Source organism: Streptomyces sp. NPDC002573 (genome assembly GCF_042889625.1).
GTDB classification, from domain to species: domain Bacteria; phylum Actinomycetota; class Actinomycetes; order Streptomycetales; family Streptomycetaceae; genus Streptomyces; species Streptomyces gibsoniae.
This window is the reverse complement of record NZ_JBIARC010000014.1, coordinates 62,862-84,700: the sequence shown is the minus strand read 5'-3', so window position 1 is coordinate 84,700 and position 21,839 is coordinate 62,862. Positions and strand designations below refer to the sequence as shown.

20 protein-coding genes and 1 pseudogene are annotated in these 21,839 nt (G+C 71.8%); 6 read left to right on the top strand and 15 right to left on the bottom strand.

Translation table 11 applies throughout. From position 1 onward, the window contains the following. Window positions 1-29 precede the first annotated feature (29 nt). Window positions 30-1,091, bottom strand: coding sequence for an NAD(+)/NADH kinase (locus tag ACFYX0_RS16045; protein ID WP_311697641.1), 1,062 nt, complete (start codon window positions 1,089-1,091; stop codon window positions 30-32). Window positions 1,092-1,347: 256 nt separating this feature from the next. On the opposite strand from ACFYX0_RS16045, the gene ACFYX0_RS16040 reads away from it, so the two are divergent. From ACFYX0_RS16040 to ACFYX0_RS16030, 3 genes are all read left to right on the top strand, one after another. Then, the gene (locus tag ACFYX0_RS16040; protein WP_388970687.1) at window positions 1,348-1,692 is read left to right on the top strand and encodes a hypothetical protein; all 345 of its coding nucleotides are present in this window, start codon (window positions 1,348-1,350) and stop codon (window positions 1,690-1,692) included. Between the two features lie 236 nt (window positions 1,693-1,928). Further along, window positions 1,929-2,285 (top strand): PRC-barrel domain-containing protein, encoded by a 357-nt coding sequence (locus ACFYX0_RS16035; protein WP_355917726.1) that lies wholly within the window; start codon window positions 1,929-1,931, stop codon window positions 2,283-2,285. Window positions 2,286-2,362: 77 nt separating this feature from the next. Beyond that, window positions 2,363-2,542, top strand: a complete 180-nt coding sequence (locus ACFYX0_RS16030; RefSeq protein ID WP_355917696.1) for a hypothetical protein — start codon at window positions 2,363-2,365, stop codon at window positions 2,540-2,542. A 51-nt stretch (window positions 2,543-2,593) separates the two neighbouring features. On the opposite strand, the pseudogene ACFYX0_RS16025 reads toward ACFYX0_RS16030, so the two are convergent. From ACFYX0_RS16025 to rpmG, 4 genes and pseudogenes are all read right to left on the bottom strand, one after another. Then, a pseudogene (locus ACFYX0_RS16025) lies at window positions 2,594-4,054 on the bottom strand (dihydrolipoyl dehydrogenase family protein). A 519-nt stretch (window positions 4,055-4,573) separates the two neighbouring features. Then, window positions 4,574-4,696 (bottom strand): type B 50S ribosomal protein L36, encoded by a 123-nt coding sequence (gene ykgO, locus ACFYX0_RS16020; RefSeq protein WP_054244622.1) that lies wholly within the window; start codon window positions 4,694-4,696, stop codon window positions 4,574-4,576. A gap of 37 nt (window positions 4,697-4,733) precedes the next feature. Further along, on the bottom strand, window positions 4,734-4,994 hold the full coding sequence (locus ACFYX0_RS16015) for a type B 50S ribosomal protein L31 (RefSeq protein ID WP_311697646.1): 261 nt from the start codon (window positions 4,992-4,994) through the stop codon (window positions 4,734-4,736). Between the two features lie 65 nt (window positions 4,995-5,059). Further along, a complete protein-coding gene (rpmG, locus tag ACFYX0_RS16010) occupies window positions 5,060-5,224 on the bottom strand; it encodes a 50S ribosomal protein L33 (protein ID WP_311697647.1) in 165 nt (54 codons plus the stop codon). 194 nt (window positions 5,225-5,418) lie between these two features. Here rpmG and ACFYX0_RS16005 point away from each other — a divergent pair, with 194 nt between their 5' ends. Beyond that, the gene (locus tag ACFYX0_RS16005) at window positions 5,419-6,255 is read left to right on the top strand and encodes a DUF1206 domain-containing protein (protein ID WP_388970685.1); all 837 of its coding nucleotides are present in this window, start codon (window positions 5,419-5,421) and stop codon (window positions 6,253-6,255) included. Between the two features lie 61 nt (window positions 6,256-6,316). Next, window positions 6,317-7,027: a DUF1275 family protein gene (locus ACFYX0_RS16000; RefSeq protein WP_388970683.1), complete on the top strand. Its 711-nt coding sequence runs from the start codon at window positions 6,317-6,319 to the stop codon at window positions 7,025-7,027. Window positions 7,028-7,043: 16 nt separating this feature from the next. Here ACFYX0_RS16000 and ACFYX0_RS15995 read toward each other — a convergent pair whose 3' ends face one another. From ACFYX0_RS15995 to ACFYX0_RS15960, 8 genes are all read right to left on the bottom strand, one after another. Next, on the bottom strand, window positions 7,044-7,865 hold the full coding sequence (locus ACFYX0_RS15995) for a family 1 encapsulin nanocompartment shell protein (RefSeq protein ID WP_388970681.1): 822 nt from the start codon (window positions 7,863-7,865) through the stop codon (window positions 7,044-7,046). Between the two features lie 15 nt (window positions 7,866-7,880). Then, the gene (locus tag ACFYX0_RS15990; protein WP_388970679.1) at window positions 7,881-9,035 is read right to left on the bottom strand and encodes a Dyp-type peroxidase; all 1,155 of its coding nucleotides are present in this window, start codon (window positions 9,033-9,035) and stop codon (window positions 7,881-7,883) included. Between the two features lie 278 nt (window positions 9,036-9,313). Continuing rightward, the gene (locus ACFYX0_RS15985) at window positions 9,314-12,238 is read right to left on the bottom strand and encodes an ATP-binding protein (RefSeq protein WP_388970677.1); all 2,925 of its coding nucleotides are present in this window, start codon (window positions 12,236-12,238) and stop codon (window positions 9,314-9,316) included. A gap of 219 nt (window positions 12,239-12,457) precedes the next feature. Beyond that, window positions 12,458-13,471: a (-)-alpha-amorphene synthase gene (locus tag ACFYX0_RS15980; protein WP_388970675.1), complete on the bottom strand. Its 1,014-nt coding sequence runs from the start codon at window positions 13,469-13,471 to the stop codon at window positions 12,458-12,460. A 134-nt stretch (window positions 13,472-13,605) separates the two neighbouring features. Next, window positions 13,606-14,979: a cytochrome P450 gene (locus ACFYX0_RS15975; RefSeq protein WP_388970673.1), complete on the bottom strand. Its 1,374-nt coding sequence runs from the start codon at window positions 14,977-14,979 to the stop codon at window positions 13,606-13,608. Window positions 14,980-15,274: 295 nt separating this feature from the next. Next, a complete protein-coding gene (locus tag ACFYX0_RS15970) occupies window positions 15,275-16,426 on the bottom strand; it encodes a glutathione-independent formaldehyde dehydrogenase (RefSeq protein ID WP_388970785.1) in 1,152 nt (383 codons plus the stop codon). 262 nt (window positions 16,427-16,688) lie between these two features. Next, complete coding sequence (locus ACFYX0_RS15965; protein ID WP_388970671.1) at window positions 16,689-17,615, bottom strand: DMT family transporter; 927 nt, start codon at window positions 17,613-17,615, stop codon at window positions 16,689-16,691. A gap of 7 nt (window positions 17,616-17,622) precedes the next feature. Then, the gene (locus tag ACFYX0_RS15960; RefSeq protein ID WP_388970669.1) at window positions 17,623-18,474 is read right to left on the bottom strand and encodes an SDR family NAD(P)-dependent oxidoreductase; all 852 of its coding nucleotides are present in this window, start codon (window positions 18,472-18,474) and stop codon (window positions 17,623-17,625) included. A 286-nt stretch (window positions 18,475-18,760) separates the two neighbouring features. On the opposite strand from ACFYX0_RS15960, the gene ACFYX0_RS15955 reads away from it, so the two are divergent. After that, window positions 18,761-19,825, top strand: a complete 1,065-nt coding sequence (locus ACFYX0_RS15955) for a galactosyldiacylglycerol synthase (protein ID WP_388970783.1) — start codon at window positions 18,761-18,763, stop codon at window positions 19,823-19,825. Between the two features lie 217 nt (window positions 19,826-20,042). On the opposite strand, the gene ACFYX0_RS15950 is transcribed toward ACFYX0_RS15955, so the two are convergent. Further along, window positions 20,043-20,489 (bottom strand): SPW repeat protein, encoded by a 447-nt coding sequence (locus ACFYX0_RS15950; RefSeq protein WP_388970667.1) that lies wholly within the window; start codon window positions 20,487-20,489, stop codon window positions 20,043-20,045. Window positions 20,490-20,719: 230 nt separating this feature from the next. Then, a complete protein-coding gene (locus tag ACFYX0_RS15945) occupies window positions 20,720-21,376 on the bottom strand; it encodes a hypothetical protein (RefSeq protein WP_388970665.1) in 657 nt (218 codons plus the stop codon). Window positions 21,377-21,839 lie beyond the last annotated feature (463 nt).

Sequence of the window (21,839 nt, the reverse complement as noted above, 5' to 3'; positions counted from 1 at the left end):
CCACCGCTGACGTTCTGTCACAGGGCAGGTCACGGTGCCGGAGGCAGGTGGTAGCCGTGCAGATCCTCCGGCAGCGGGCCCGCGGGCCGGAACACGGGCGCCGCCGGACCGTCGGCGACCGTCGCGGGCGCGTCGGTGAGCCGCATCCGGTCCCTGAGCCGCCCGTAGAAGTTGGCGGGGGCCAGCCTGACCAGGCGCAGCGGGCGCGGCGCCGCGGCCACCCCGACCCAGTCGCCCGGCTCCAGGATGCCGCGCGACTGCCCGTCGACACTCACCGCGGCCCGCCCGGAGTGGGGCAGCACCAGCAGGGCGATCGGCTCGTCCAGGTTGGCGACCACCGTGCGGTTGAACGCCATGTGCGGGGCCACGGGGGTGAAGACGAGGGCCTTCATCCGTGGCGAGAGCACCGGTCCTCCCGCGGCGAAGCTGTACGCGGTCGAGCCGGTCGGCGTGGCCAGGATGACGCCGTCGGCCGAGTACGACGCGAGCAGTCGGCCCGCGAAGTACACCCCCACGCTGACCTGCCGGTCCCGCGCGAGTTTCTCCACCACGATGTCGTTCAGCGCGTTGACGTCCAGCGGGATCCCCCAGCCGTCGTCCTCCGCGACGTCCGGCTCCGGCTGCGGCTGCGGCGGCGGCAGCGCCGGGCCCCGCCCGTAGCACAGGGTCTGCTCCATGCCGACGGGAATCTCCAGCAGCCTGGAGGACCGCATCATCAGCATCATGCGTTCCTCGCACTCGGACCGGCCTGCCTGGATCGCCTCCAGTGCCTGCGCCACCTGGGTGACCGGGGTCTCGGTCAGGAAGCCGACCCTGCCCACGTCCACGCCCAGCACCATGGCGTCGTTCTTGGCTGCGATGCGTGCGCCGCGCAGAAACGTACCGTCCCCGCCGAGTGTGACGATGAGGTCCGGACCGCCCGCCGCCCGCACCTCCTCCCGGGCGTGCCGGCGACTCGCGCCGTCCTGCCACACATCGATGTCGACGCACTTGATTCCGTGCTGCGAGCACCACTCCCGTACCGTCTGCGCCCCGGCGACCGCCTGTGGACGGCCCCCGTGCACCACGAGTCCCACCCGGCTGATCGACATGACACCACCTCCCGGCCGCGGTCCCTGCGACAGGTCGGAATCGGTCGGCCCTGCTTCCGGTGAAGCCCGCCGTGGGAGAGCGGCCCGCCCCACCATCGTCGCGCAGCGGGCGCCGGGCCTCCTCTCGCGTGACGGGCGCCGGCGCCGCAAGCCCGTGACGGGACGGGCGTGGCGCCGCTCCGTTTGCCGGGTCCCGTGGGCGGAACCCGAAGGGTCTGTCCGGCACGGCCGCAGCGGAACCGAGGAGGTGTCGCGTATGGGGCCCGTGACCAAAGGCCTGCTGGCGGGGGCGGCCGGCACCGTCGTACTGAACCTGGTCGGCTACGGCGACATGCTGCTGCGGGGCCGTTCGTCCAGCGATGTACCCGCCGAGGTGGCCGATCGTCTCGCCGGGCGCACCGGTGTCGCACTGGGTGACGGGGAGGCGAGATCCAGCCGTGAACAGGCCGTCGGCGCCCTGCTGGGTACGTCATCGGTCTCGGGATCGGCGGTGCGTACGGGCTGTGGCGCTGCTGGGCCGGCCCGCCGTCGCTCTGGACCGCCGGGCCGCTGCTCGGCGCGGCCGCCATGGCGGGCAGCGACCTCCCGGCCACCGTGCTGAAGGTGACCCGACCCGGCCTCCTGGCCCCTGACGTCATGGGTGTCGGACGCGGTGCCGCATCTCGCCTACGGCCTGACCACGGCCTCCGTCTACGAGGCGCTGCGCTGACCAGCGGCCGCCGCCGTAGCTGCGGGTCGAGGCTCCAGGGACGTACAGTGAAAACAGTGCCGGCTCTCGCACACCGCTCCCAGGTTCGGGGGTGGCTGTGGGAGGCCGCGGGCCGCAAGGAGCGAGGCATGATCCATTCAGCCGACATCCGCGAATGGCGCAACCGTGACGTGCTGGACCCCAAAGGGCGCAAGATCGGGGCCCTGGAGGCGGTCTACGTGGACACCACCACCGACACGCCGGCCATGGCCACCGTCCGTACCGGGATACCGACCCGTCAGCGGCTCGTCTTCGTCCCCCTCGACGAGGCAACCCTCGGGCCGGGCTATGTCAAAGTGGCGCATTCCAGAGGGCTGGTGAAGAAGGCGCCGTCCATAGGCCTGGACGACGTCCTGCCGGCCGAGCGCGAAGCGGAGATCTTCCAGCACTACGACCAGGCCTACGCGCCCGGCGCCGAGCGTGGACGCCGCCTCGCACGCCGCTGACCAGTCATGTCGCCGACCGGCCCGCTGAACGTCGGCGATCCGTCATCCGCACCACCGGCCGGAGGATGTGTTCCCTCATGGCGTTCCTAGCGTTTGTCCTGTTCCTGATCCTCGCGGCGGTCGTCCTCGGGTTCCTCGGCGCGATCCTCAAGGGGCTCTTCTACCTCTTGATCATCGGAGTCGTGGTCTTCGCGGCGACCCTGTTGCTGTCGGGGTTCCGCTGGTCCCGCCGCTCCCATCGGCACTTCGTCCGCTGAGACCTCCGGCCGGGGACGCACCGCGGTGGGGCGCGCCCCCGGCGGTCGGGCTCAGCCGCGTTCGCGCTGGTAGGCGGCCAGGAGAAAGAGCCAGATCTCGCTGACGGTCGGGAAGCAGGCGATCGCGTGCCGCAGCCGTTTCAGCGGCACCTCACCGGCGACCGCGACAGTCGCCGAGTGCAGCAGCTCGCTGACCCCCGGCCCGAAGAAGGTCACTCCCAGCAGGGTCTCCCGGTCCTCGTCGACGACGAGCCGGGCGTGGCCCGGTAGCCGTCGGCGAAGAGGTTGGCGCCCTGGGCGGCGTTGAAGGGCACGTCGACGGTTCTGACGCGGTGACCGGCCCGGGCCGCCTGTTCGGCGGTCAGGCCCACCGCCGCCGCCTCGGGATCGGTGAGGAAGACCTGGGGCAGGGCGTGCTGGTCGGCGGTGGTGGCGTGGTCGCCCCAGGGCGCGTCGTCCAGCGGGCGGCCCGCAGCACGGGCGGCGATGGCGTCTCCGGCGGTGCGGGCCTGGTACTTGCCCTGGTGGGTGAGCAGGGCGCGGTGGTTGACGTCCCCGCAGGCGTACAGCCAGTCGCCGTCGACGTCGCGCACCAGGCAGGTCGTGTCCACGTCCAGCCAGGACCCGGGGGTCAGGCCGACCGTGTCGAGGCCGATGTCGTCGGTGGCGGCCCTCCGGCCGGTGGCGAACAGGACCTCGTCGACCTCCAGTTCGCTGCCGTCGTCGAGGGTGAGCGTGACGGGCCCCTGCGCTTGCGGACGCCGTAGCGCGGTCACCTGCCGGCCGATGCGCACGTCCACCCCCGCCTCGGTGAGCCCGCGTTCCAGCAGTTCGCCCGCGACGGGTTCCATCCGGGGCAGCAGGGCGCGGCGGGCGAGCAGGGTGACCTGGAAGCCGAGGCCCTGCCAGAGGGTGGCCATCTCGACGCCGACCCCGCCACCGCCGACGATCGCGAGGCGGGCGGGCACGTTGCTGGAGTCGGTGTCCTGGCGGTTGGTCCAGGGCCGGGCCTCCTGGATGCCCGGCAGATCCGGCAGGGACGGCAGACTGCCGGTGGCGACGGCCACGGCGTGCCGCGCGGTCATGGTCCGGCGCGCGCCGTCGTCGCTGGTGACGGTGACCCGGCGGGGGCCGTCGATCCTGCCCTGCCCGCGGAACAGGTCGGCGCCCATGGACTTGACCGCCTCGGCCTGCCCGCTGTCGTCCCAGTCGGAGACGTAGTGGTTGCGGCGGCCGAAGACCCGTTCGCTGTCGATCCGGCCGGTCACGGCCTGCCGGGCGCCGTCCACCCGGTGGACGTCGGCCAGGGCGATCACCGGCCGCAGTAGTGCCTTGCTGGGGACACACGCCCAGTAGGAACACTCGCCGCCGACGAGTTCACGCTCCACCACGGCCACGGAGAGCCCGCCCGCGCGTGCGGTCGGTGACGTTCTGGCCGACCGGGCCCGCGCCCAGCACGATCACGTCGTACGTGGCGGTACCGGCTTCCTTGTCTCCGCCCGCTTCGCTCATTTCTCCCTCGCATCCTGGTCAGACGCGGCACGCTCCCTAATGGATCCAGTGCTCACGCTCTGCTCGGCGGGCACGCCACCCCATCAGCGGTCTGGCCTTCCGGCCGACCAGCGGGGGCACGGTCTGACCACAGAAGTCCGATGCTTCCGGGCTGGTGAGTGCTCACCTGCTGGCGGCTACGGCACCGAGTCTCTCCGACCCGGCAGCTCCCATTAGGGCTGCCCGGCACGGCGGAAGACCGGCGGGAATCGCCTCCGTGCGCATCCCGGGTCATGTAACCGCGCGGTGTCCGCCGACCACGGCACCCCGGTCTCATGGCTCACAAAGAGCGCCCAGAAGAGGCACGTTCGGCCGCACGCAGACGCCGCGCCGGGGCCACACACCTTGTGAACGGCGGATCACCGCCGGGGTGCCTGCGCGCCGTACGGTCGCGCGAGCGAGGCCGGACACAGCAGAGCGGCCCCTCTCTGTGCGGGACGGAGAGGGGCCGGTGTCTGTCCGGTGTCCGGGGCGGCGGAATCAGCCCTGGCGGGCCTTGAAGCGCGGGTTCTTCTTGTTCACGACGAAGACCACGCCCCGGCGGCGCACCACCTGGGCTCCGGGCTTCGACTTCAGAGAGCGCAGGGACTTGCGTACTTTCATGACTGTCTTCTCCTCTCGCAGGCCGTCCGGCCGGTCGTCAGCGCTGGGCCGGGGCCGTGCGGCCGTAGCGGCGCTCGAAGCGCTCCACCCGGCCGGCGGTGTCCACGACACGCGAGGTGCCGGTGTAGAACGGGTGGCTCGCCGACGAGATCTCCACGTCGACCACCGGGTAGGTGTGGCCGTCCTCCCACTCGACGGTCCGGGTCGAGTCCGCCGTCGAGCGGGTCAGGAACGAGACGTTCGCTGCGCGGTCACGGAAGACCACCGACCGCAGTTCGGGGTGGATGCCAGGCCTCATGGGAGTTTCCTTTCTCGTGGCCGTTCGTGTGTGTCCCGTGGCCTCGGGGCCGACCGGGACCCGGGTCAGCGCTCCTCGCGGAAGAGGACATGCTGGTTGGCCACCGGGTCGTACTTGCGGAGCACCAGCCGGTCGGGGTGGTGCTGACGGTTCTTGCGCGTCACATAGGTGACGCCGGTACCGGCCGTCGACTTCAGCTTGACGACCGGGCGCGCGCTGCTGCGTGCCATGAGGTCCTCCCTTCACCCACATCCGCGATCCTGACTCGCGCATGTCAGCTACGTGCTCTGTAACAGCGACACCCGCCCCTGCATTCCCGGCCGATCCGGAGCATCCGACGGACGTGCCGCCGCGGCGGCGAGGGCGGCGCCGCGCGGCGTATGGGCGTCCCCGGCCGGGGCATCCGGTTGTGCGGGAGGTCGAGATGAACACGAGCGCGATGACCCGGGGCGGCCGGACACGGGCCCGGCGCGCGGCACGGAGCCCGGTGATGCGGGGCGCCGCCCGGGCGGGACTGACCGCGTGCGGAGTGATCTATCTGCTGGTCGGTCTGCTGGCGCTGCGGATCGCCTTCGGCGACCGCCGGGAGCAGGCCGACCGCAGCGGTGCCGTCGACCGGATCGCGCACGAGCCGTTCGGCGCCGTACTCCTGTGGGCCCTGGGCACGGGATTCGCCGGCATGGCGCTGTGGCGGCTGTCGGAGTCGGTGTTCGGTTCGGTCGGGCCGGACGGCCGCAAGGCGACGCAGCGGCTGTCGGCCCTGGTCCGGTCCGTGTTCTACGGGTGCGTCGCCTACTCCGTGCTGTCGTTCGCCGCGGGCTACGGCGACCAGGGCCGCTCCAGCGACCAGCAGTCCCGGGATGTCACGGCCGGGCTGCTGGGGATGCCCGCCGGACAGTGGATCGTCGGCGCCGCCGGGATCGGGATCGTGGTGGCGGGCGTGTGGGCCGGGGTCCAGGCCGTTCGGCGTGACTTCCACGCCGAGCTGAGGCTGGGCGAGATGTCCCCGGGGGCCCGGCGGCTGGTGGACTTCACCGGCGTCGGGGGTGGTGCGGCGCGGGGGCTGGTCCTCGCCGCGGCGGGGGGCTTCGCGGTGCGTGCGGCGCTCGACTACCGGCCCGACCGCGCCAAGGGACTCGACGACACGCTGCGCTCCTTCGCCGGCACGCCGTTCGGGCCATGGCTGCTGGCGCTGGTCGCGGCCGGGCTCGCTCTGTTCGGGCTGTTCTCCTTCGCGCTGGCCCGCTGGGGCAGAGTCTGACCGCGCCGCCCGTCACGGAGGATGACCAGCACCTACCCTCGGTGACTAGAGAGGAGCGGCGATGGAGCAGCGCGAGAGGCCGGGCGACGGTCCGGGGCCCACGACGTGCGTCGCGGTGGTGGTGCTGGTGGCCGCGTCCGGTGCGGTGGAGGCCATCTCGTTCACGGCGCTCGACCATGTCTTCGCCGGTGTCATGACGAGCAATCTCGCCCTGCTGGGGATGGCGATCGGCCGCGGCCGCGGTACGGGAGTCGCCTCCGCCGTGCTGGCCCTGGCGGGGTTCGGCGTGGGCGCCGGGCTGGTCGCCTGGGTGACCCACGGCCGGGCGGAGGTCGCCACGCACTGGCCCCCGCGGGTGATGTTCTGTCTGATCGGCGAGGCCGTGCTGCTCGCGGTGGGAGCGGGGTTCTGGGCGGCCTCGGGCGGCGCACCCGGAGCGGTGGCCCGGGACGCCCTGCAGTGCGGCGCCGCGATGGCCATGGGCGGGCAGGCCGCGACCATGGTGGCCGCGGGCCGGGCCGCCGCCCCCACCACCTATCTGACCGGGACGCTCGCCACCTACATCGTGCACGGCGTCGGACGGTCCCGCCCCGACGGCTGGGTGCCCGCCCGGCTCGGAGCGCTCATCGTCGGCGCGGCGGCCGCGATGGCGTTGCGCCGGGTGGCGCCCGCATGGGCCGGGGCGCTGCCCTTCGTGCTCGTCGCGGCCGCCACGCTCATCGCGGCCCGTGCCGTGTTCCGGCACCGGGCGGCGGGTGGACGACAGGCGTAGGCGAGTGACTGGGGCTTCACAGTGCCGTGGGACGCGTCCCCGGGGTCTCCAGGGCCACCACGGCCTCAGACGTGTGGACCAGGAAGGTCAGCGTCTCCTGGAAGTACAACCGGACGCTGTCCTCGTCGTGCGACAGATAGCCGATCGACAGGTCCTGGCCGAGGCGCAGTTCGAAGTCTCCGCCCCGCGTGGACAGCAGGAAGGCTCCGTCGATGGCGGGCGCCCACACGATGTCGCCGTCCAGAAGCCGGGCCATGTGGTTGATGACCGGATAGCCGTAGTCGGAGGTCTCGCTGACGGCGGTGTACGCCGCCGCGCTCAGCACCAGGGTGTAGGCGCCGTCGACACCCGCGAGCCGCAGCGCGCTCACGGCCTGGCTGACGGCGTTGGGGTACTCGGGTACCTTCTCGGGCAGGACCAGGCGCGGGTTCGAGGAGCTGTCGCGCAGTCCGGCGATGCCCGCGGCCGCATAGCCCTCGAACACCGCCCGGTCCTCCGCGTACGCGATCCGGCGGGCGGCGTCCTTGACCGGTTGCCAGTCGGCGTCCTTGGCTCCGCGTGCGACGTCGTCGACCTGCCGCCGGTCCACGGTGAACGGGACCCTCAGCTCGACGAGCGGCTGGAAGAGACGGGTGTGGGCGATGACCCCGTCGGCGGGGCCGTCGACCGCCTGGAGGTGTCCGGTGCCCACACCGGCCAGCTCGGAACCGCCCGGCTCGGGGACATCGACGATCCGGCGGGCCGCCACATGGCGTCTGAAGGTACGGCGGGCTTCCTCCTCCAGATCGGCCCACGCCTCGGCGGAGACGGGTGCCAGTTCGCGGTGAAGGTTGTTCATCGGCCCAACCGCCCTTCAGGACCACGGTTCATGACAGCGCTTCAGGTCGCCGATCCCGAGGGACCCGTCCGGAACCCGCGCCGGTACTGAGGGCACGGTGTCGCTCTCGCCGTCACCGTCGTCCAGGGGCGTGCCGGCCTCGTACGTGGACGGCGGGACCGCGTACGACGGCGAGCCCGACTCCTCGCGGGGCGTGCCCGACTCACATGACGCGCTCGCGCCGGGCGGATCGGGCAGGTCGTCCAGGAAGTCGCTGGTGGGGACGTGGAACAGCGATCCGGTGACCGCGGTGGAGAAGTCCAGGATCCGATCGTGGGCCGCCGACGGCGCGCCCAGGAACATCCGCTCCAGCATCCTCTCCGTCACCGTCGGGGTGCGGGCGTACCCGATGAAGTAAGTGCCGAACTCGCCCTTGCCGACGGTGCCGAAGGGCATGTTGTCGCGGAGGATCTCGTGTTTCGTGCCGTCGGGGTCGACCAGTGTGTTCAGGGCGACATGCGAGTCGGCCGGTTTGACCTCGTCGTCCAGTTCGATGTCGGTCAGTTTCCGGCGGCCGATGACCAGCTCCTGCGCCTCGACCGGAAGGGCGTTCCAGGTGTCCAGATCGTGAAGGTACTTCTGGACGATGACATAACTCCCGCCAGTGAACTCGGGATCCTCGTCCCCGACCAGCACGGCCGCCTGGGCCGCCGGGCCCGTGGGGTTCTCGGTGCCGTCGACGAAGCCCAGCAGATCACGCACGTCGAAGTACTTGAACCCATGGACCTCGTCGCGCACCGTGACGACGTCCCGCAGCCGCTCCATGATCTCGGCGGCCAGCGCGAAGCACAGGTCGAGCCGCGCGGCACGGATGTGGAAGAGCAGGTCGCCGGGCGTCGACACGGCACGGTGGACAGGCCCGGACAGTGCCCGGAAGGGGTGCAGTTCCGCCGGGCGCGGCCCGGCGAACAGACGGTCCCATGCCGCGGAGCCGATACCGAGGACACAGCTCAGCCTTCCGTCCGGCTCGGCCCGGAAACCGACGGCCCGCTGTATTCCGGTGAGATCGGCCAGCACGTCCCGCACCACCGGCTCGCCCCCTGTGTCGATCGTCGTCACCAGGAAGATCGCCGCGGTGGTCAGCGGCGACAGCACCGGCTGGGGGACGGGATCCCGGGGGCGTCCGGCCATGGGCCACACCTCATTCCCAGCGGCCGCGAGCGGAGCGCTGGGGCGCGGCCGTAGATCGGCGCCGGGCCCGGGCGGCTGCACACCGCAGCCGGTGCGGTGGCCGCCTGGCCGCTCGGCGCGCGGGACCTGACGGAGAACGTTCTTTCACTCTAGGGCGGCCACCACGCCCTCTGCCACCGCGGCGTGCCGGGCCCCAGCGCGGTCAGCGGGGGCGGGTGGACCGGATGCACCGTGGTCGCGCAACTCCCGGCCGGGATCGCGCGGACCGACCGCGCCGGTCACCCACGGGCGCCGGAGGGCCGGGGGCGGGGAAAGTGCTCCAGGGCCGCGGCCAGTCCGGTGGCGTCGGTGCCGATCTTGCGGTAGGCGGAGGAGAGCAGCTGCCGCACGCCTTGTTCGGTGAGATGGAGTTCCTGGGCGACCACCGCCGTCGAGTGGCTGCGGGCCGTCATTTCGGCGGCTCTGCGCTCCTGGGCGGTGAGCGTGTCCGTCTGTGCGTAGCGCAGGGGCAACGGCCTCAGCCCGGCCGTGGCGAGTTCCCTCCTGGCTCGGGCCGCCAGGCCCTCGGCGCCGCAGTGGACGGCGCCTTCCAGGCCCCGGTAGAGCCGGTCGGCGGCCTCATGTGGCTGCCCGTTCCGGAACAGTGCGGCGCCCTGGCCGATCAGCGCACGGGCCAGCTCGTACGCCGCCGGTGAGCGCTCCAGGTGGGTCACGGCCTCCGCATAGGGTTCCAGCGCGGCCGCTCCGACGGCGACCTCGGCCTGGGTGCGCAGCGCCTGGCCGACGGCGGACGGCGCGCCGAACTCCCGGGCCCGCGCGACGGCCTCCTCCGCGTGGCGGGCGGCCTGCTCGGGAGCGGTGGGGGCGAGCGCCGCGGCCAGGTCCAGCCGCCAGGGGCACCACGCGGGATTGCGCCAGGCCCGTGACTCCAGCCACTCCCCCACGTCGAGCAGCAGGTCCGCCGCCTCGCCGTGCCGCCCTTCGGCCAGGAGCAGTTCGGCGCACACCGTACGGGGGTCGGGGTAGATGACGGCGTTCGGGACCACCTTGCCGTAGCCGTGCGCATCGGCGAGCCGACGCGCCTCGGGGGTCCGTCCGCGCGCCAGCAGGATCTGGATGAGGATGCCGACCGCGAACCACTGGGCGGGCACGCCCTCGTCGACCCGGTCGGCGATACGCAGCCCCTCCCGGACCAGTTCCTCCGCCTCGGCGAGCGAGCCTCGGTGGTGGCGGATGTAGCCGAAGAGCGTCTGACCGAGGGCGAGGTGCGAGCCGCGCCAGCCCTTCGCCTCGCACTCGGCGATGCCCTGGGTGAACAGCTCCTCGGCCCGTCGCGGCTGGTCGCAGTACATGAACGTCAGGGCGACCGAGACCGGCACCTCGAAGCCCCGGTGCTCGTCGGTCCAGCTCAGTCCGCCGCGCAGCGCCTCCCCGGCATACCTGAGCACGGTGTCCCTCGGCTCGCCGCGCAACAGGGCGTCCCAGGCCCGTAGGCCCAGGATGGAGCGCTCCTCCGGTCCGCGGCCGGTCAACCGCTCGGCCAGCTTGGCCAGTCTGCGGGAGCGGGCCGCGGAGTCGGGCTCGTCGGTGCGGCACTGGCTCCACTGGAAGTGGTCGGCCAGCATGCGCAGCCGGATCCGCGGATGGGAGGTCAGCCGCGCCTCCTGCTCGGCCACGGACGCGGCCTCCGCCATCCGGTCGGTGTGGGCCAGCGCCTGGGTCAGCCGGTAGACGATGGAGGCGCGCAGCTCGTCGGTGATCACGGGCTCCGCGAGTGCCGCGCGTAGATAGCCGACCGTGGTGGTGGGTTCGATCAGAAAGGTGGAGCAGGCGAGTTCGTAGAGGAGGGCGGCACGGTCCTCCTGGGCGGGCGGCTCCCGCAGGGCCCGGGTCAGGACGCGCCGGGCGGCCTCCGGCGCGCCCGCCCGCAGAAACTCACGGGCGGCCTCCCGCAGGCACGCGACCGCCTCGGAGTTGCCCTCGCACGGCACCTCCAGCAGATGCCGCGCCGCGGCGGCGGCCCCAAGGCCCGCGGTGCGGATCGCCTCGGCGGCCGCGTTGTGCAGTCCGACCCGGAGGCCCGGGGGAATGGCCCGGTAGACGGCCGTGGCGATCAGTGGGTGGGCGAACTCGAGGACGCCGCCCGGTCCCTGACCGTCGGCCAGGATCCGGGCGGCGCGCAGCTTCTCGGTCGCCTCGTCGGCCTGCTCGCTGCCGACCACGGCGATGGTGGCGGCGAGTTCCCGCGGGATGGCCGTCCCCAGTACGGCGGCGGCCCAGGCGAAGCGGACGGTGGAGGTGCCGAGGCGCTGGAGGCGTTCGGCCAGTCCGGGTCCCTTGACCGCCGAGGCGAGTTCGCGCAGCACGGGCACGTCCCGCGGGGTGCCTCTGACGCGCCGCTCACCGAGCCGCACGGCCAGCTCCACCGTCTCGAACGGGCTTCCGCCGGTGATGGCCCAGCACTCGCCGCAGAACCCGTCCTCGGCCTGCTCCCCCAGTTCGTCCCGGAGGATGCGGGCCACACCGCCGGCGGTCAGCGGCGCCAGGGAGTAGGGGCGGTTGCCGTTCCGTTCCGCGAGGGAGCGGAAGGCGGCCGCTCCGGGCGGCAGTTCGTCGGGCCGGTAGGCGACGACGGTCAGCAGGGGCAGGTCCTCCGCCCGTGGTGCGAAGGAGGCGAGCCAGCTCAGCGACTCCTCGTCGGCCCAGTGCATGTCGTCCAGGAGCAGGACGAGGGGCGCCCTGCGCACCGCCAGACGGGTCAGGACCCAGTCGAGACCGTCGCGCACCGCGGTCGGATCCGGCACATGCGCGGCATCCTGCGCCTCGATGCCGAGGGCCGCGGCGACGATGTCGTACCAACTCCCCAGCAGTTCACGGCGTTCCGGCTCCTCCATGGCCGCCAGGGCGGGTTGCAGCAGGCGGCGGACCAGGCGGAAGGCCACGCCCTGCTCGTTCTCGCCGCCGTGGCCCGAGAGGACCGTGCATCCCCGTGCCACGGCGCGCACGCGCGCCTCCGTGAGGAGGGTCGTCTTGCCCAGTCCGGCCGAACCCGTGAAGGCGAGCAGCCCGCCCCGCCGCCCCCGTGGCAGGCCGTCGGCGGCCTCACAGAGGTCCGAGAACGCGGCATCGAGGCCATGGAGTTCCCGATGACGCTCGAACAGGGGCCGGCGCTCGATGACCGGATAGGAGGTTGCGTCCACCATGTGCTCTGCCGCTTCCTGCCGTCGGCTTCGGACGACAGCGACGAGCGTACGCCCAGGTGGACGCCGAGTAGAGGTTTTGGAGGTTCCTCGCCTACGAAAAGAGTGAATCACCCATTTCGGTGTTTTGGCCTTCCGTGCCTCGGGTAACGGACGTTAATCGAGTTTCCTGCGGGACGGATGCCGATGTGTGCCCCGGATGTGGCGCGGAAGCCGAAAATCCTATTCCAGGGAGCCGACGGGTACGGCGGCCGTGTCCGCATAGCGCGGTACGCCGCGGGACCAGTAGTAACAGCCGCGAATCCAGCCGGCCATGCCGTTCACATAGCCGATGCCCAGGGCGCTCAACTCCGGCTCGGTCTCCTTGAAGAGCCGCTCGAACTCGCCGATGGTGTCGTTGATGCGCCGCACCGCCAGGATCACCCCCTCCTCCAGTGAGCAGCGGTGCTCCCGGCGGTAGGCGAGGGCCAAGTTGATCACTCCGCCCAGCCGCTGTTCCTTGACCGCGGAGAACAGGTCGGGAATCCACACGGCCGCGTCAGCCGACAGCCGACGCAGGCGCCGTACGGCCGGGTGACCGAGTTCCTCCGGCGTCAACTCGCCGGGCAGCGCGGCCTCGCACAGCGGATAGAAGGGCTCCACGCCCGCGATGAGCGACCGTATCGAGGTGCACAGCCCGATGCCGGGGCCCTCGGGGTCCTCCTGGGCCACCGCCTCGTACAGCAGGCCGTGCACATACTCACGGCCCGCCCATGCCCAGCGTTCGGCCTGGTCGGGGGTGCAGCGCTCCGTCACCTGGCGCCGGAGATCAGCCAGGGCCGCCCCGAGCGGGGTGCTCGGCGGCCGGCCGTCGCGCAGGATGCCGACGCTCTCGCAGAGCATCGGCATCAGCCGGCCCGGCCGCCGTCGCCCGACCTCCTCCGCCCGGTCGTCGAAGACGAACTGATAGGCGATCTGATTGGCCGTGACCTGGAGGATGTCCGGGTCCATCGTGGGGCCGTTGTAGGACGCCAGCTGGGCGGGGCGGGTGTGGGCGATCATCGCCGCCACCGACGGGTCGTCGGTCAGCCCGCAGGCGCGTAACCAGTGGTCCACGCCCGCCGCGGCCTGTTCCTCGTAGGGATTGCTGAGAAAGGGGAAGGGCATGTGGAGCCGGGTCTCGATCAGGTCCTTCAGGCTCGCCGCCGGTATCCGGACGGGCGACGCGGCCGGGCCGCCCTCGTGCGCCGTGGTCACCGTTCTCACCTTCTTTCCGGTGCTTTCCGGTTCTTTGGAGAAGTCCCGTGAGCTGTACGTCACCGCCGTCCGGGTTGCGGGGGAGCCTCGCTCCGGTCCCGAGAGAGCGGTGCGCTGGACGGGGGCCGGTCCGCTCAAGGTGCGGGAGCCGAGTGCGCGGGGCCCGGGTCCCGGGCGGTGGTGCCGTGCGGCCGCGGTTCGGTGGCCGGTTCGTGGGAGCGCGGTTCGCAGATCATCCTGAGCGCCCTGGGCCCGAGAGTGGCTGCGGGGCGCGGTTGCTCGGCGTGTCCGGGCAGCGGCCGCAGCCGCCAGCGGCCGGCGATCGCCGCGACGGCCAGCGTGGCCTCCGCCAGGGCGAACGTGTCACCGATGCACTTACGGCTGCCCGCCGCGAAGGGGAGCATGGCGCCGTGCCGGGCTGCCGCGCCGGGCCCCGGCAGCCAGCGCTCCGGGAGAAAGCGGTCCGGTTCCGGGAAGGACGCGGGGTCGTGGTGCAGGAGGTAGGGGCTGTACAGGACGGTGGTCCCCTTCGGGAGCCGCACTCCGCCGAGCTCCGTGTCCCGGGTGGTGATCCTGGTGAACAGCCAGCCGGGCGGATACGTCCGCAGGGTCTCGGCGACGACACAGCGGGTGTAGACCAGGCGCGGCAGGTCCTCGCCCCCGGGCCGGCGGCCTCCCGGGAGCACCGCGTCGATCTCCGAGTGCAGTCGCCGCTCGGCCTCCGGATGAGCGGGGAGCAGGCCGAAGAGGGAGCCCAGGCACATCGCCGTGCTCTCGACTCCGGTGAGCAGCAGGGTGATCAGCTGGTCGTGTATCTCCTGCGCGGTGACCGGGGACGCGGGCCCGTCTTCCTCCTCGGCCGACAGCAGGGTGCCCAGCAGGTCGTCGCGAGGACTGCTCCGGCGGCGCTGCTCGACGACGGAGTCGGTGATGGCGTGCAGGCGGTCGAACGCCCGCCGATAGCGGAGGTTCGCGGGTGCCGGTATCCGGAACAGGGGGGCGACGGGCACGACGGTACGGATGAACAGGCCCCGGACCAGGGCGGCGAGACAGTCCCGCACCTCGGCGACGGCCGCCGCGTCGAGCGAGTCCGAGAAGAGGACCCGGCTGGTCACCCGGGTGGTCAGTGCCAGCATCGCCGCGCTGACATCGACCGTCTCCCCCGGTCGCCACGTACGGCAGACCGCCTCCGCCTCCTCCGCCATGATCTGCGTGTAGCCCGTGATGCGGGAGGGGTGGAAGGCGGGCTGGAGGAGCCTGCGCTGCCGTCGGTGCTCCTCATGGGCCGAGGTGACGAGACTGTTGCCCATCAGCGGCCGGAGCCTGTCGTACTGCGGGCCTCCCTTGTCGAAGGTGCGGGCGTCCATGAGCACGCGGTGGACCAGCTCCGGGTGGCAGGCCAGCCAGGCGCGCTGGGCGCCGAGGCGTATCTCGACCACATCCCCGTACGCGGGCAGGGAATTCAGAAAGGCCAGGGGCCGGCGGAACAGGGAGATGCCGTGCCCCACGAATGGGAATATGCCTGGCGCAGTTCCACTCTTCCAGACTCGCTCTTGGGTGGGCATGGAAGCGCTCATGGAATACCACCTGCCTCGGTCAGCACATGGAAGTCGGTGAAACGTCCCGACTGCGGGGCACTTGAATCGTTTCCCGTCCAGTGCAACCCGTACGGCCGCCCGAATTCCTCTGCCCAAGGGGGCGCACGGGAGCACAACGAAGCGTGCCGCACAGGGGAGTTACGGCATTGTGCTGACAGATCACGCCCCGGCCGGCGGGGCACCGGCCGGGGCGTGTCGTGGGCCGTCAGGCCGCCAGGGCGTGGCCGGGGTGCAGGACCACCTTGGTGTAGCCCTCGACCCTCTTGTCGAACTTCTCGTACGCCTGCGGCGCCTGGTCGAGCGGCAGCTCGTGGGAGACCACGAAGCTGGGCTTGGCCCGACCGGCGATGATCATGTCGCGCAGCTGACGGTTGTACTGCTTGACGTTGCACTGACCGGTGCCCATCTGCTGCCCCTTCTCGAACATCTTGCCGATGGAGACGAGCAGTTGGCCGTGCTTGGCGTGGTCGTCCGGTCCGCCCGGGTCGGAGGGCACATACAGGCCGGGCACACCGAGCAGGCCGGTCGGCCGTACGGTCTCGACGAGCGCGTTGAGGACGACGGCGGGTTCCTCGTGGCTCGCGTCGTGCGCCTGGGCCTGGTAACCGACGGCGTCCACGCCCTTGTCGGTGCCCTCGCCGTTCGTCTGCGCCTTGATCTGCTCGGCCGGGTCACCCTGGGTGAAGTCGATGGGGATGGCCCCGATCTCCTCCGCCTTGGCGAGCCGCTCGGGCACCCGGTCGACGCAGAACACCTTCGCCGCACCGCGGAGCAGGGCGGAGTAGGCCGCCATCAGTCCCACCGGCCCGGCACCGTAGACGGCCACGCTGTCACCCGTGGACACCTCGGCGAGTTCACAGCCGTGGTAACCGGTCGGGAAGATGTCGGCGAGCAGGACGAAATCGTTCTCGAACTCGCGCCCCGGCGGCAGCTTCAGGCAGTTGAAGTCCGCGAACGGCACCCGCAGCCGCTCCGCCTGACCGCCCTTGTAGGGACCCATCGCCACATATCCGTAGGCTCCGCCGGCGAAGCCGGGATTCACCGTCAGACAGAAACCGGTCTTGCCGGCCAGGCAGTTCTTGCAGAATCCACAGGCGACGTTGAAGGGCATCACGACACGGTCACCCTGCAACAGGGAGACCACACCGCTGCCGAACTCCTCGATGATGCCGAGGTTCTCGTGGCCGAAGACGATGCCCGACTCCGCAGCCGTACGCCCCTCGTACATATGCAGGTCCGAGCCGCAGATCGCGGTCGACGTGACGCGCACGATCACATCGTTCGGATGCTCGATCTGCGGATCGTCGACCTCGCGCACCGTCACATTGAAAGGCTTCTCGTAGACGACGGCCTTCACCTGGGTCACCTCCGCGTCGCACGCTGGCATGACGGCGGCGACGGTCGGGGCGCTACCGGGGCACACAGAAAGGCGCGGGCCAGCGGTCTGTGCCGTGGCCCCTGGGCGCTCTCGTTCTCACCGCCGGGCTCCTTCCAGGTAACGCCCGCGCGGCACGGGCCGCAACCCACACCGGGTGCGCCCGCGACTCGTCCACGAACTCCGGGAGACGCCACGGTCCGAGGACTCGGCAGGCCTCGTCGATGTTCGACTCCGGGCCCGTTCACGACCGCTGTGGTGTCGGCTCCTGGGCGCCGGGGCCCGGGCCGTTCCGCCGTATCGGCGCCGTGTCCCAGGCACCGCCGGCGGCCAGGGCGCTCGCCAGGCCCACGCTGCCCGCCCCGATGAGCGCCACGCCGACCACCTCGGGCAGCACCCGGACCCCGAGGGCGATGCGCTCCTCGAACAGCACCCACCCCAGAGCCACGCTGGTCACCGCGTCCCCCAGGGTGAGAGCCGGCTGCGAGGCCGACAGCGATCCGGCCCGGAACGCGCTCTGCAGCAACAGGAAGGCGACCGTTCCGGCGGCGATCCCGGCGTAGAGCGGCCAGTGCGTCACCACGACATCGACACCCTGCCCGAGTTGCCCGACGACCTCCTTCATGAGCGCGGCGGTGGCGGCGAAGGACACGGCCGACGCCAGGCCGAGCAGCACCGCACGCGGCGATCCCGTCACCGGGACGGCCGCCACGACGAGCACCACCACCGCGCACAGCACCGCCGTTCCCGTCACCAGCCAGCGGCCCGCCACGGCCGTGGTCCGCCCGGCCGAGGGGGCCGCCGCCCCCAGGAAGAGCGCGAGCCCGGCCGCGAGCGCCGCGAACGCCAGCCAGGTACGGCGGTCGGGGCGCCGATGGAAGACCACGCTTCCGACCATCAGGGTGAACAGCAGTTCGCTGGCCAGCAGGGGCTGGACGACGGAGAGACTGCCGACGGCCAGCGCGGAGGCCTGCAGCACGGTGGACAGCGCGAGCAGACCGGTGCCCGCCAGCCAGTGCGGCCGGCGCAGCACCTGGGCGAGCCAGCGGGCGGCCTGCCGGATTCCCCGGCCGCCTTCGGCCTGGTCCGTCGCCGCCCGGCGCTGAAGCACGGACGCCGAGGCGTTGGAGAGCGCGGTGAACAGCGCGAGGACGACGGTGAGGACGCTCACCCGGCACTCACCCGAACCTGGCCGCTAGCCGCCGGTACAGGCCCGGCGCCGCGCCGCGCACCCGGGCGGGCAGACGCAGCCAGCCGGGGACGTAGATCTCGTCCCGGCCGCGGACCGCGGCACGCCAGACCGCGTCCGCGACGCGCTCGGCCGGCACCGGCCTCGGCCTGCTGCGCCGGTAGGGCACGCCCCGGCGGTCGAAGAACGGGGTGTCGACCACCCCCGGGATCACCAGGCTGATGCCCACGCCGGTGCCCCACACCTCGTAGCGCAGGGCGTCGGCGAACGTGGCGAGTGCTCCCTTGGCGGCGGAGTAGACGGCCTCGCCCCGGACGCCGACGGTGCCCGCGAAGGAACCGATGATCACGATTCGTCCGGAACCGGCGTCGACCATGTGCGGGAGCAGATGCCGCACCAGGCGCATCGTGGCGAGCGCGTCGACCTCGATCACCTCGGCGATGGCGGACGGGGGCATGGTGGTGAAATCACCCGCCCAGCCGATGCCCGCACCGGCCACCAGCAGGTCCACCCGGCCGACGCGTCGGAGGGCGAACTCGGCCAGCCGCCGGTCGGCGCCCGGCCGGGTGAGGTCCGCGGGGAAGACGGCGGCCGACGCCTGGGCGGCGACACCCGTGAGCCGTGGCACGTCACGGCCGTTCAGGACCAGACTCCAGCCCCCTTCGGCGACCAGCCTGCCGACCACGGCGGCGCCGATCCCGGAGGACGCGCCGGTCACGAGCGCCGTGCCCCGGGTGACCGCCCGGCCTGCGGACCCCCGGCGGCCCGGGCGGGCGCTCGGGCCCGGCGTGGCCACGGGCAGGCCGGGGACGGATCGTGCGCGGGAGGGAGCATGGGACATGGCGGCTGACCTCGGCTGCGACGGCGAAACCGGACGGGCGGGCGGGACGGCTACTGCTCCCGGGTTCCGGCCGGAGCGGGACGGGTACCCGCCCGCCTCACCCCGAAGCTCGGAACGCATGGATGTGTGGGGAAGACCTTGGAAAGGGACAATCGGTACTGATGGCTGTATTTTTCCCTGCTCGGCGACGGCAGGCGACGCGAGCGGTCGCCGCGGCCCCCTCGGTGGCCGGTGAGCGGCGCGCTCCATGAACGCGCCGAGACGGCTGCTGATCGTCAGCGCGAGCATGGGGTCCGGGCACGACACGGTGGCCGCGGAACTGGCTCGCCGCGCCGTACAGCACGGCCACCACGCCCAGATCGTGGACGTTCTGGCCCTCCTGCCGTACGGCCTGGGCCCCGGACTGCGGGGCTTCTACCGGTCGTCCGTACGGCACTATCCCTGGGCGTACGGCGCCCTGTACCGCACTTTTCTACGGCGCGGGAGGGGCCGCCGCCCGAGTGGTGTGCCGTTGGCCCGACTGGCCGGGCAGCGTCTGCGGGAGCTGGCGGACCGCACCGGGGCGGACGCGGTGGTACCCGTCTTCCATCTCGCCGCACAGCTCACCGGCCACCTCAGGGCCAAGGGACTGCTCGCGGTGCCCAGCGCCGTTCTGGTGATCGACTTCGCCGTTCACCGGCAATGGCTCCATCCGGGGAACGACACGTACTTCTGCCTCACGGACGAGGCCGCGCGGGAGGTGCGCCAGGACCTCTCGGTACCCGCCGAGGCGCCCGGCGCGGTCGTCGCCCCCGAGTTCCTCGCGGCCGCCCCTGGCGCGGCCCAGTGGTCCGCGCGGTTCGCCCGGCACGCCCCGGGGCGGGCGCCCGTCCTGCTCTCCGCGGGCGCCTGGGGCGTCGGTTCGCAGCTGGCATCGACCTCCGCGCTGCTGGCCGGGCACGGCTTTCTGCCCGTGGTGCTGTGCGGCCGGAACGAAAGGCTCCGTGACGAGCTGGCCAAGGTGCCGGGCACCGTCGCGCTGGGCTGGGTGTCCGACATGCCGGGTCTGTTGCGTGCGGCGGGCGCCCTGGTGGACAACGCCGCCGGACAGACGGCCGTGCAGGCCCTCGCCGCGGGACTGCCGGTGGTGGGCTATCGCCCGTTGCCGGGCCACGGCGCGGACGGCGTACGAAGGATGGCCGAACTCGGCCTCTCGGAGTTCGCCGCGGACGCTGCCGGACTGCTCGGCTCACTGGGGCGGCTCACCGCAGCCGGCCCCGACCGGGACCGCAGGGTCGCCCGGGGGCGCACGCTCTTCCGCGACGACGTCCTCACCCGGGTGCTCGCACTCTGCCGTGCGGGCGCCGGTTGAGCTTCACGGAGCGGCCGCCGCTTGAGTCTCTGCGGTGCGGCCGCCGTTCGAGCGCGCCGACGCCGTACCGGACCCTGCTCAGGGCATACGGTGGGGTACGGCGCGCCGCGCTCAGGCGAACGGTGCGCTCATGGCGATGGCGGGGCACATGCCGTGGGCGAGGTGGGGTACGGCTCGACCGGAGCCCCGGTCGGGGCCGCGCTCCCGGCCCTCCAGCTCACCGGTGCGTGCGGTTGGCGACGCCGATCGTCAGGCCCATTGCGGCCAGACCCAGCAGGATCGTCACCGCGCCGACCACGCAGTTGCTCCAGATGATGCCGGCGCGTGCGCCGTGGCCGGTGGTGACCACCCAGGGCGAGATCACCAGCCAGACACCGAGCGGAATGGCCAGCCACGCCAGGCGGAGCATCCGTTCCGGAATCATGGCCAGACCGACTCCGATAAGGCCGATGGTCAGGCCGACAATCAGGTTGTTCACAGTGAGGTTGGGCTCAGCCCCCGAAAAGTGCATGACCCAGGGCGATATGGCGGCGTAGATTCCCGCCAGCATGATCAGACCCTCGATGATGACCGCTTTGCCGGAGGCCGCACGCTCGAGCCGTTCCCGCATCTCGGCTATCTCGGGGTGCGTGCCCATCTCACTGGAGTGATGCGGATACGACATCGCTGTCGTCTCCTCTCCACGAGTGCTGTAATGCCTCTGCCCTGTACAAGATTCCCCCATTCGGGGGGTTTACGCGACTTTCACACTCTTTGCCGAGATGAGATGCGTCCATGCGGGGGCCTGCCGACGTCCTAGGGTGAAACGCGCCGGTCGACGGCCACACAGACCGGAACCCCGGCCCGATTCCGGCGGGCCGGGGTTCTCGTTCTGCGGTATGAGGCGAGTGGGTGTCACTTGCCGGGGGCGGGGCTGCTTGTGGTGGTGCTGTTGTCGTTGCTGTTGTTGTTCCTGTAGCTGTAGTCGTACTCGTACGAGTTGCCCTCGTCGTCGTTGTCGTTGTCGTTGTCGCCGTGATCCTCGTCGAAACGGTGCACGATCCGGATGCTGCCGACCACACCGTGCTTGACCTTCACGCCGCCGCGGACGCGGCGGGGGAACAGGCCGTTGCTGGAGCTGTGCGGGCCGACCGTGGCGATGGGGGCGCCGTTGTCGCACGTAGCGCCGTTGAAGACCTCGACGAACTTCTTGCTGTCGTTACGAATGTTGAGGCTGTTCGCTCCGAGGCCGCTGACGACCGTGATGCAGCTGCTCTCGTGGGGGGAGTACTCCCGCTCGTTGACGAAGATGCGCCCCTCGCCGTGGTGGTGGCGCTCGTGCTCGTGCTCTTCCCCGTGCTCGTGGTGGTGGCCCTCGTTGCCCTTGGAGTTGTTGTCGTTGTTGTAGTTGTCGTTGTTGTTACTGTTGTTGTTTCCACTGCTCCCCTGAGGGGCAGCGAGGGGGGCAGCCTGGACCGGCTCGGAGGCAGCGGAAGCGTACGTGATGCCGGTGGCCACGAGGGCCGCGCCGGCCGCGACGGCCGCAGTAACAGCGATGGAACGCGTTGCCATGTCACTTCTCCTGTTCTCAGACACGTCGGCTGTGAACCGATGCGTGATTGAAATTACATATCGGATCGATCCGTGTCATACAGGACATACCGACAATATGAGGATGAATCCGATCGGAGCAGCGCCGCCACTGACGCCTCGTCATTTCGCCAGGTCACGGCGTCATTGCCCACTGCGGGACGCCTTGCCGGCCGAGCGCGGCCCACCGGATGCCGACAACCTGCTCGGGCGTCAATTTCCTCGCGCACAAGGCGCGTTGGCTGCCGACGGCCCGTCAGTCCGGTTCTCGGCCGGGGACTTCCGTCACCGGACGCTCCGAAGCAAGGGGGCGGTGACCATCCGTCCGGAGCGCGCTCACGGCGTGGACCGACACGCCGGGCCCCACCGCCGTGCGAAGCCGGTCATGGTCTGCCGTTCGGCCGCCCTCCGGTGGCGGCCCCCTCCGGCCGGCGGCTTGCTGGTG

Bases quoted from the DNA above. Each gene is read 5' to 3' on its own strand.
- ACFYX0_RS16045 (WP_311697641.1), bottom strand. From the start codon at position 1,091: ATGTCGATCAGCCGGGTGGGACTCGTGGTGCACGGGGGCCGTCCACAG.
- ACFYX0_RS16040 (WP_388970687.1), top strand. From the start codon at position 1,348: ATGGGGCCCGTGACCAAAGGCCTGCTGGCGGGGGCGGCCGGCACCGTC.
- ACFYX0_RS16035 (WP_355917726.1), top strand. From the start codon at position 1,929: ATGATCCATTCAGCCGACATCCGCGAATGGCGCAACCGTGACGTGCTG.
- ACFYX0_RS16030 (WP_355917696.1), top strand. From the start codon at position 2,363: ATGGCGTTCCTAGCGTTTGTCCTGTTCCTGATCCTCGCGGCGGTCGTC.
- ykgO (WP_054244622.1), bottom strand. From the start codon at position 4,696: ATGAAAGTACGCAAGTCCCTGCGCTCTCTGAAGTCGAAGCCCGGAGCC.
- ACFYX0_RS16015 (WP_311697646.1), bottom strand. From the start codon at position 4,994: ATGAGGCCTGGCATCCACCCCGAACTGCGGTCGGTGGTCTTCCGTGAC.
- rpmG (WP_311697647.1), bottom strand. From the start codon at position 5,224: ATGGCACGCAGCAGCGCGCGCCCGGTCGTCAAGCTGAAGTCGACGGCC.
- ACFYX0_RS16005 (WP_388970685.1), top strand. From the start codon at position 5,419: ATGAACACGAGCGCGATGACCCGGGGCGGCCGGACACGGGCCCGGCGC.
- ACFYX0_RS16000 (WP_388970683.1), top strand. From the start codon at position 6,317: ATGGAGCAGCGCGAGAGGCCGGGCGACGGTCCGGGGCCCACGACGTGC.
- ACFYX0_RS15995 (WP_388970681.1), bottom strand. From the start codon at position 7,865: ATGAACAACCTTCACCGCGAACTGGCACCCGTCTCCGCCGAGGCGTGG.
- ACFYX0_RS15990 (WP_388970679.1), bottom strand. From the start codon at position 9,035: ATGGCCGGACGCCCCCGGGATCCCGTCCCCCAGCCGGTGCTGTCGCCG.
- ACFYX0_RS15985 (WP_388970677.1), bottom strand. From the start codon at position 12,238: ATGGTGGACGCAACCTCCTATCCGGTCATCGAGCGCCGGCCCCTGTTC.
- ACFYX0_RS15960 (WP_388970669.1), bottom strand. From the start codon at position 18,474: ATGTCCCATGCTCCCTCCCGCGCACGATCCGTCCCCGGCCTGCCCGTG.
- ACFYX0_RS15955 (WP_388970783.1), top strand. From the start codon at position 18,761: ATGGGGTCCGGGCACGACACGGTGGCCGCGGAACTGGCTCGCCGCGCC.
- ACFYX0_RS15950 (WP_388970667.1), bottom strand. From the start codon at position 20,489: ATGTCGTATCCGCATCACTCCAGTGAGATGGGCACGCACCCCGAGATA.
- ACFYX0_RS15945 (WP_388970665.1), bottom strand. From the start codon at position 21,376: ATGGCAACGCGTTCCATCGCTGTTACTGCGGCCGTCGCGGCCGGCGCG.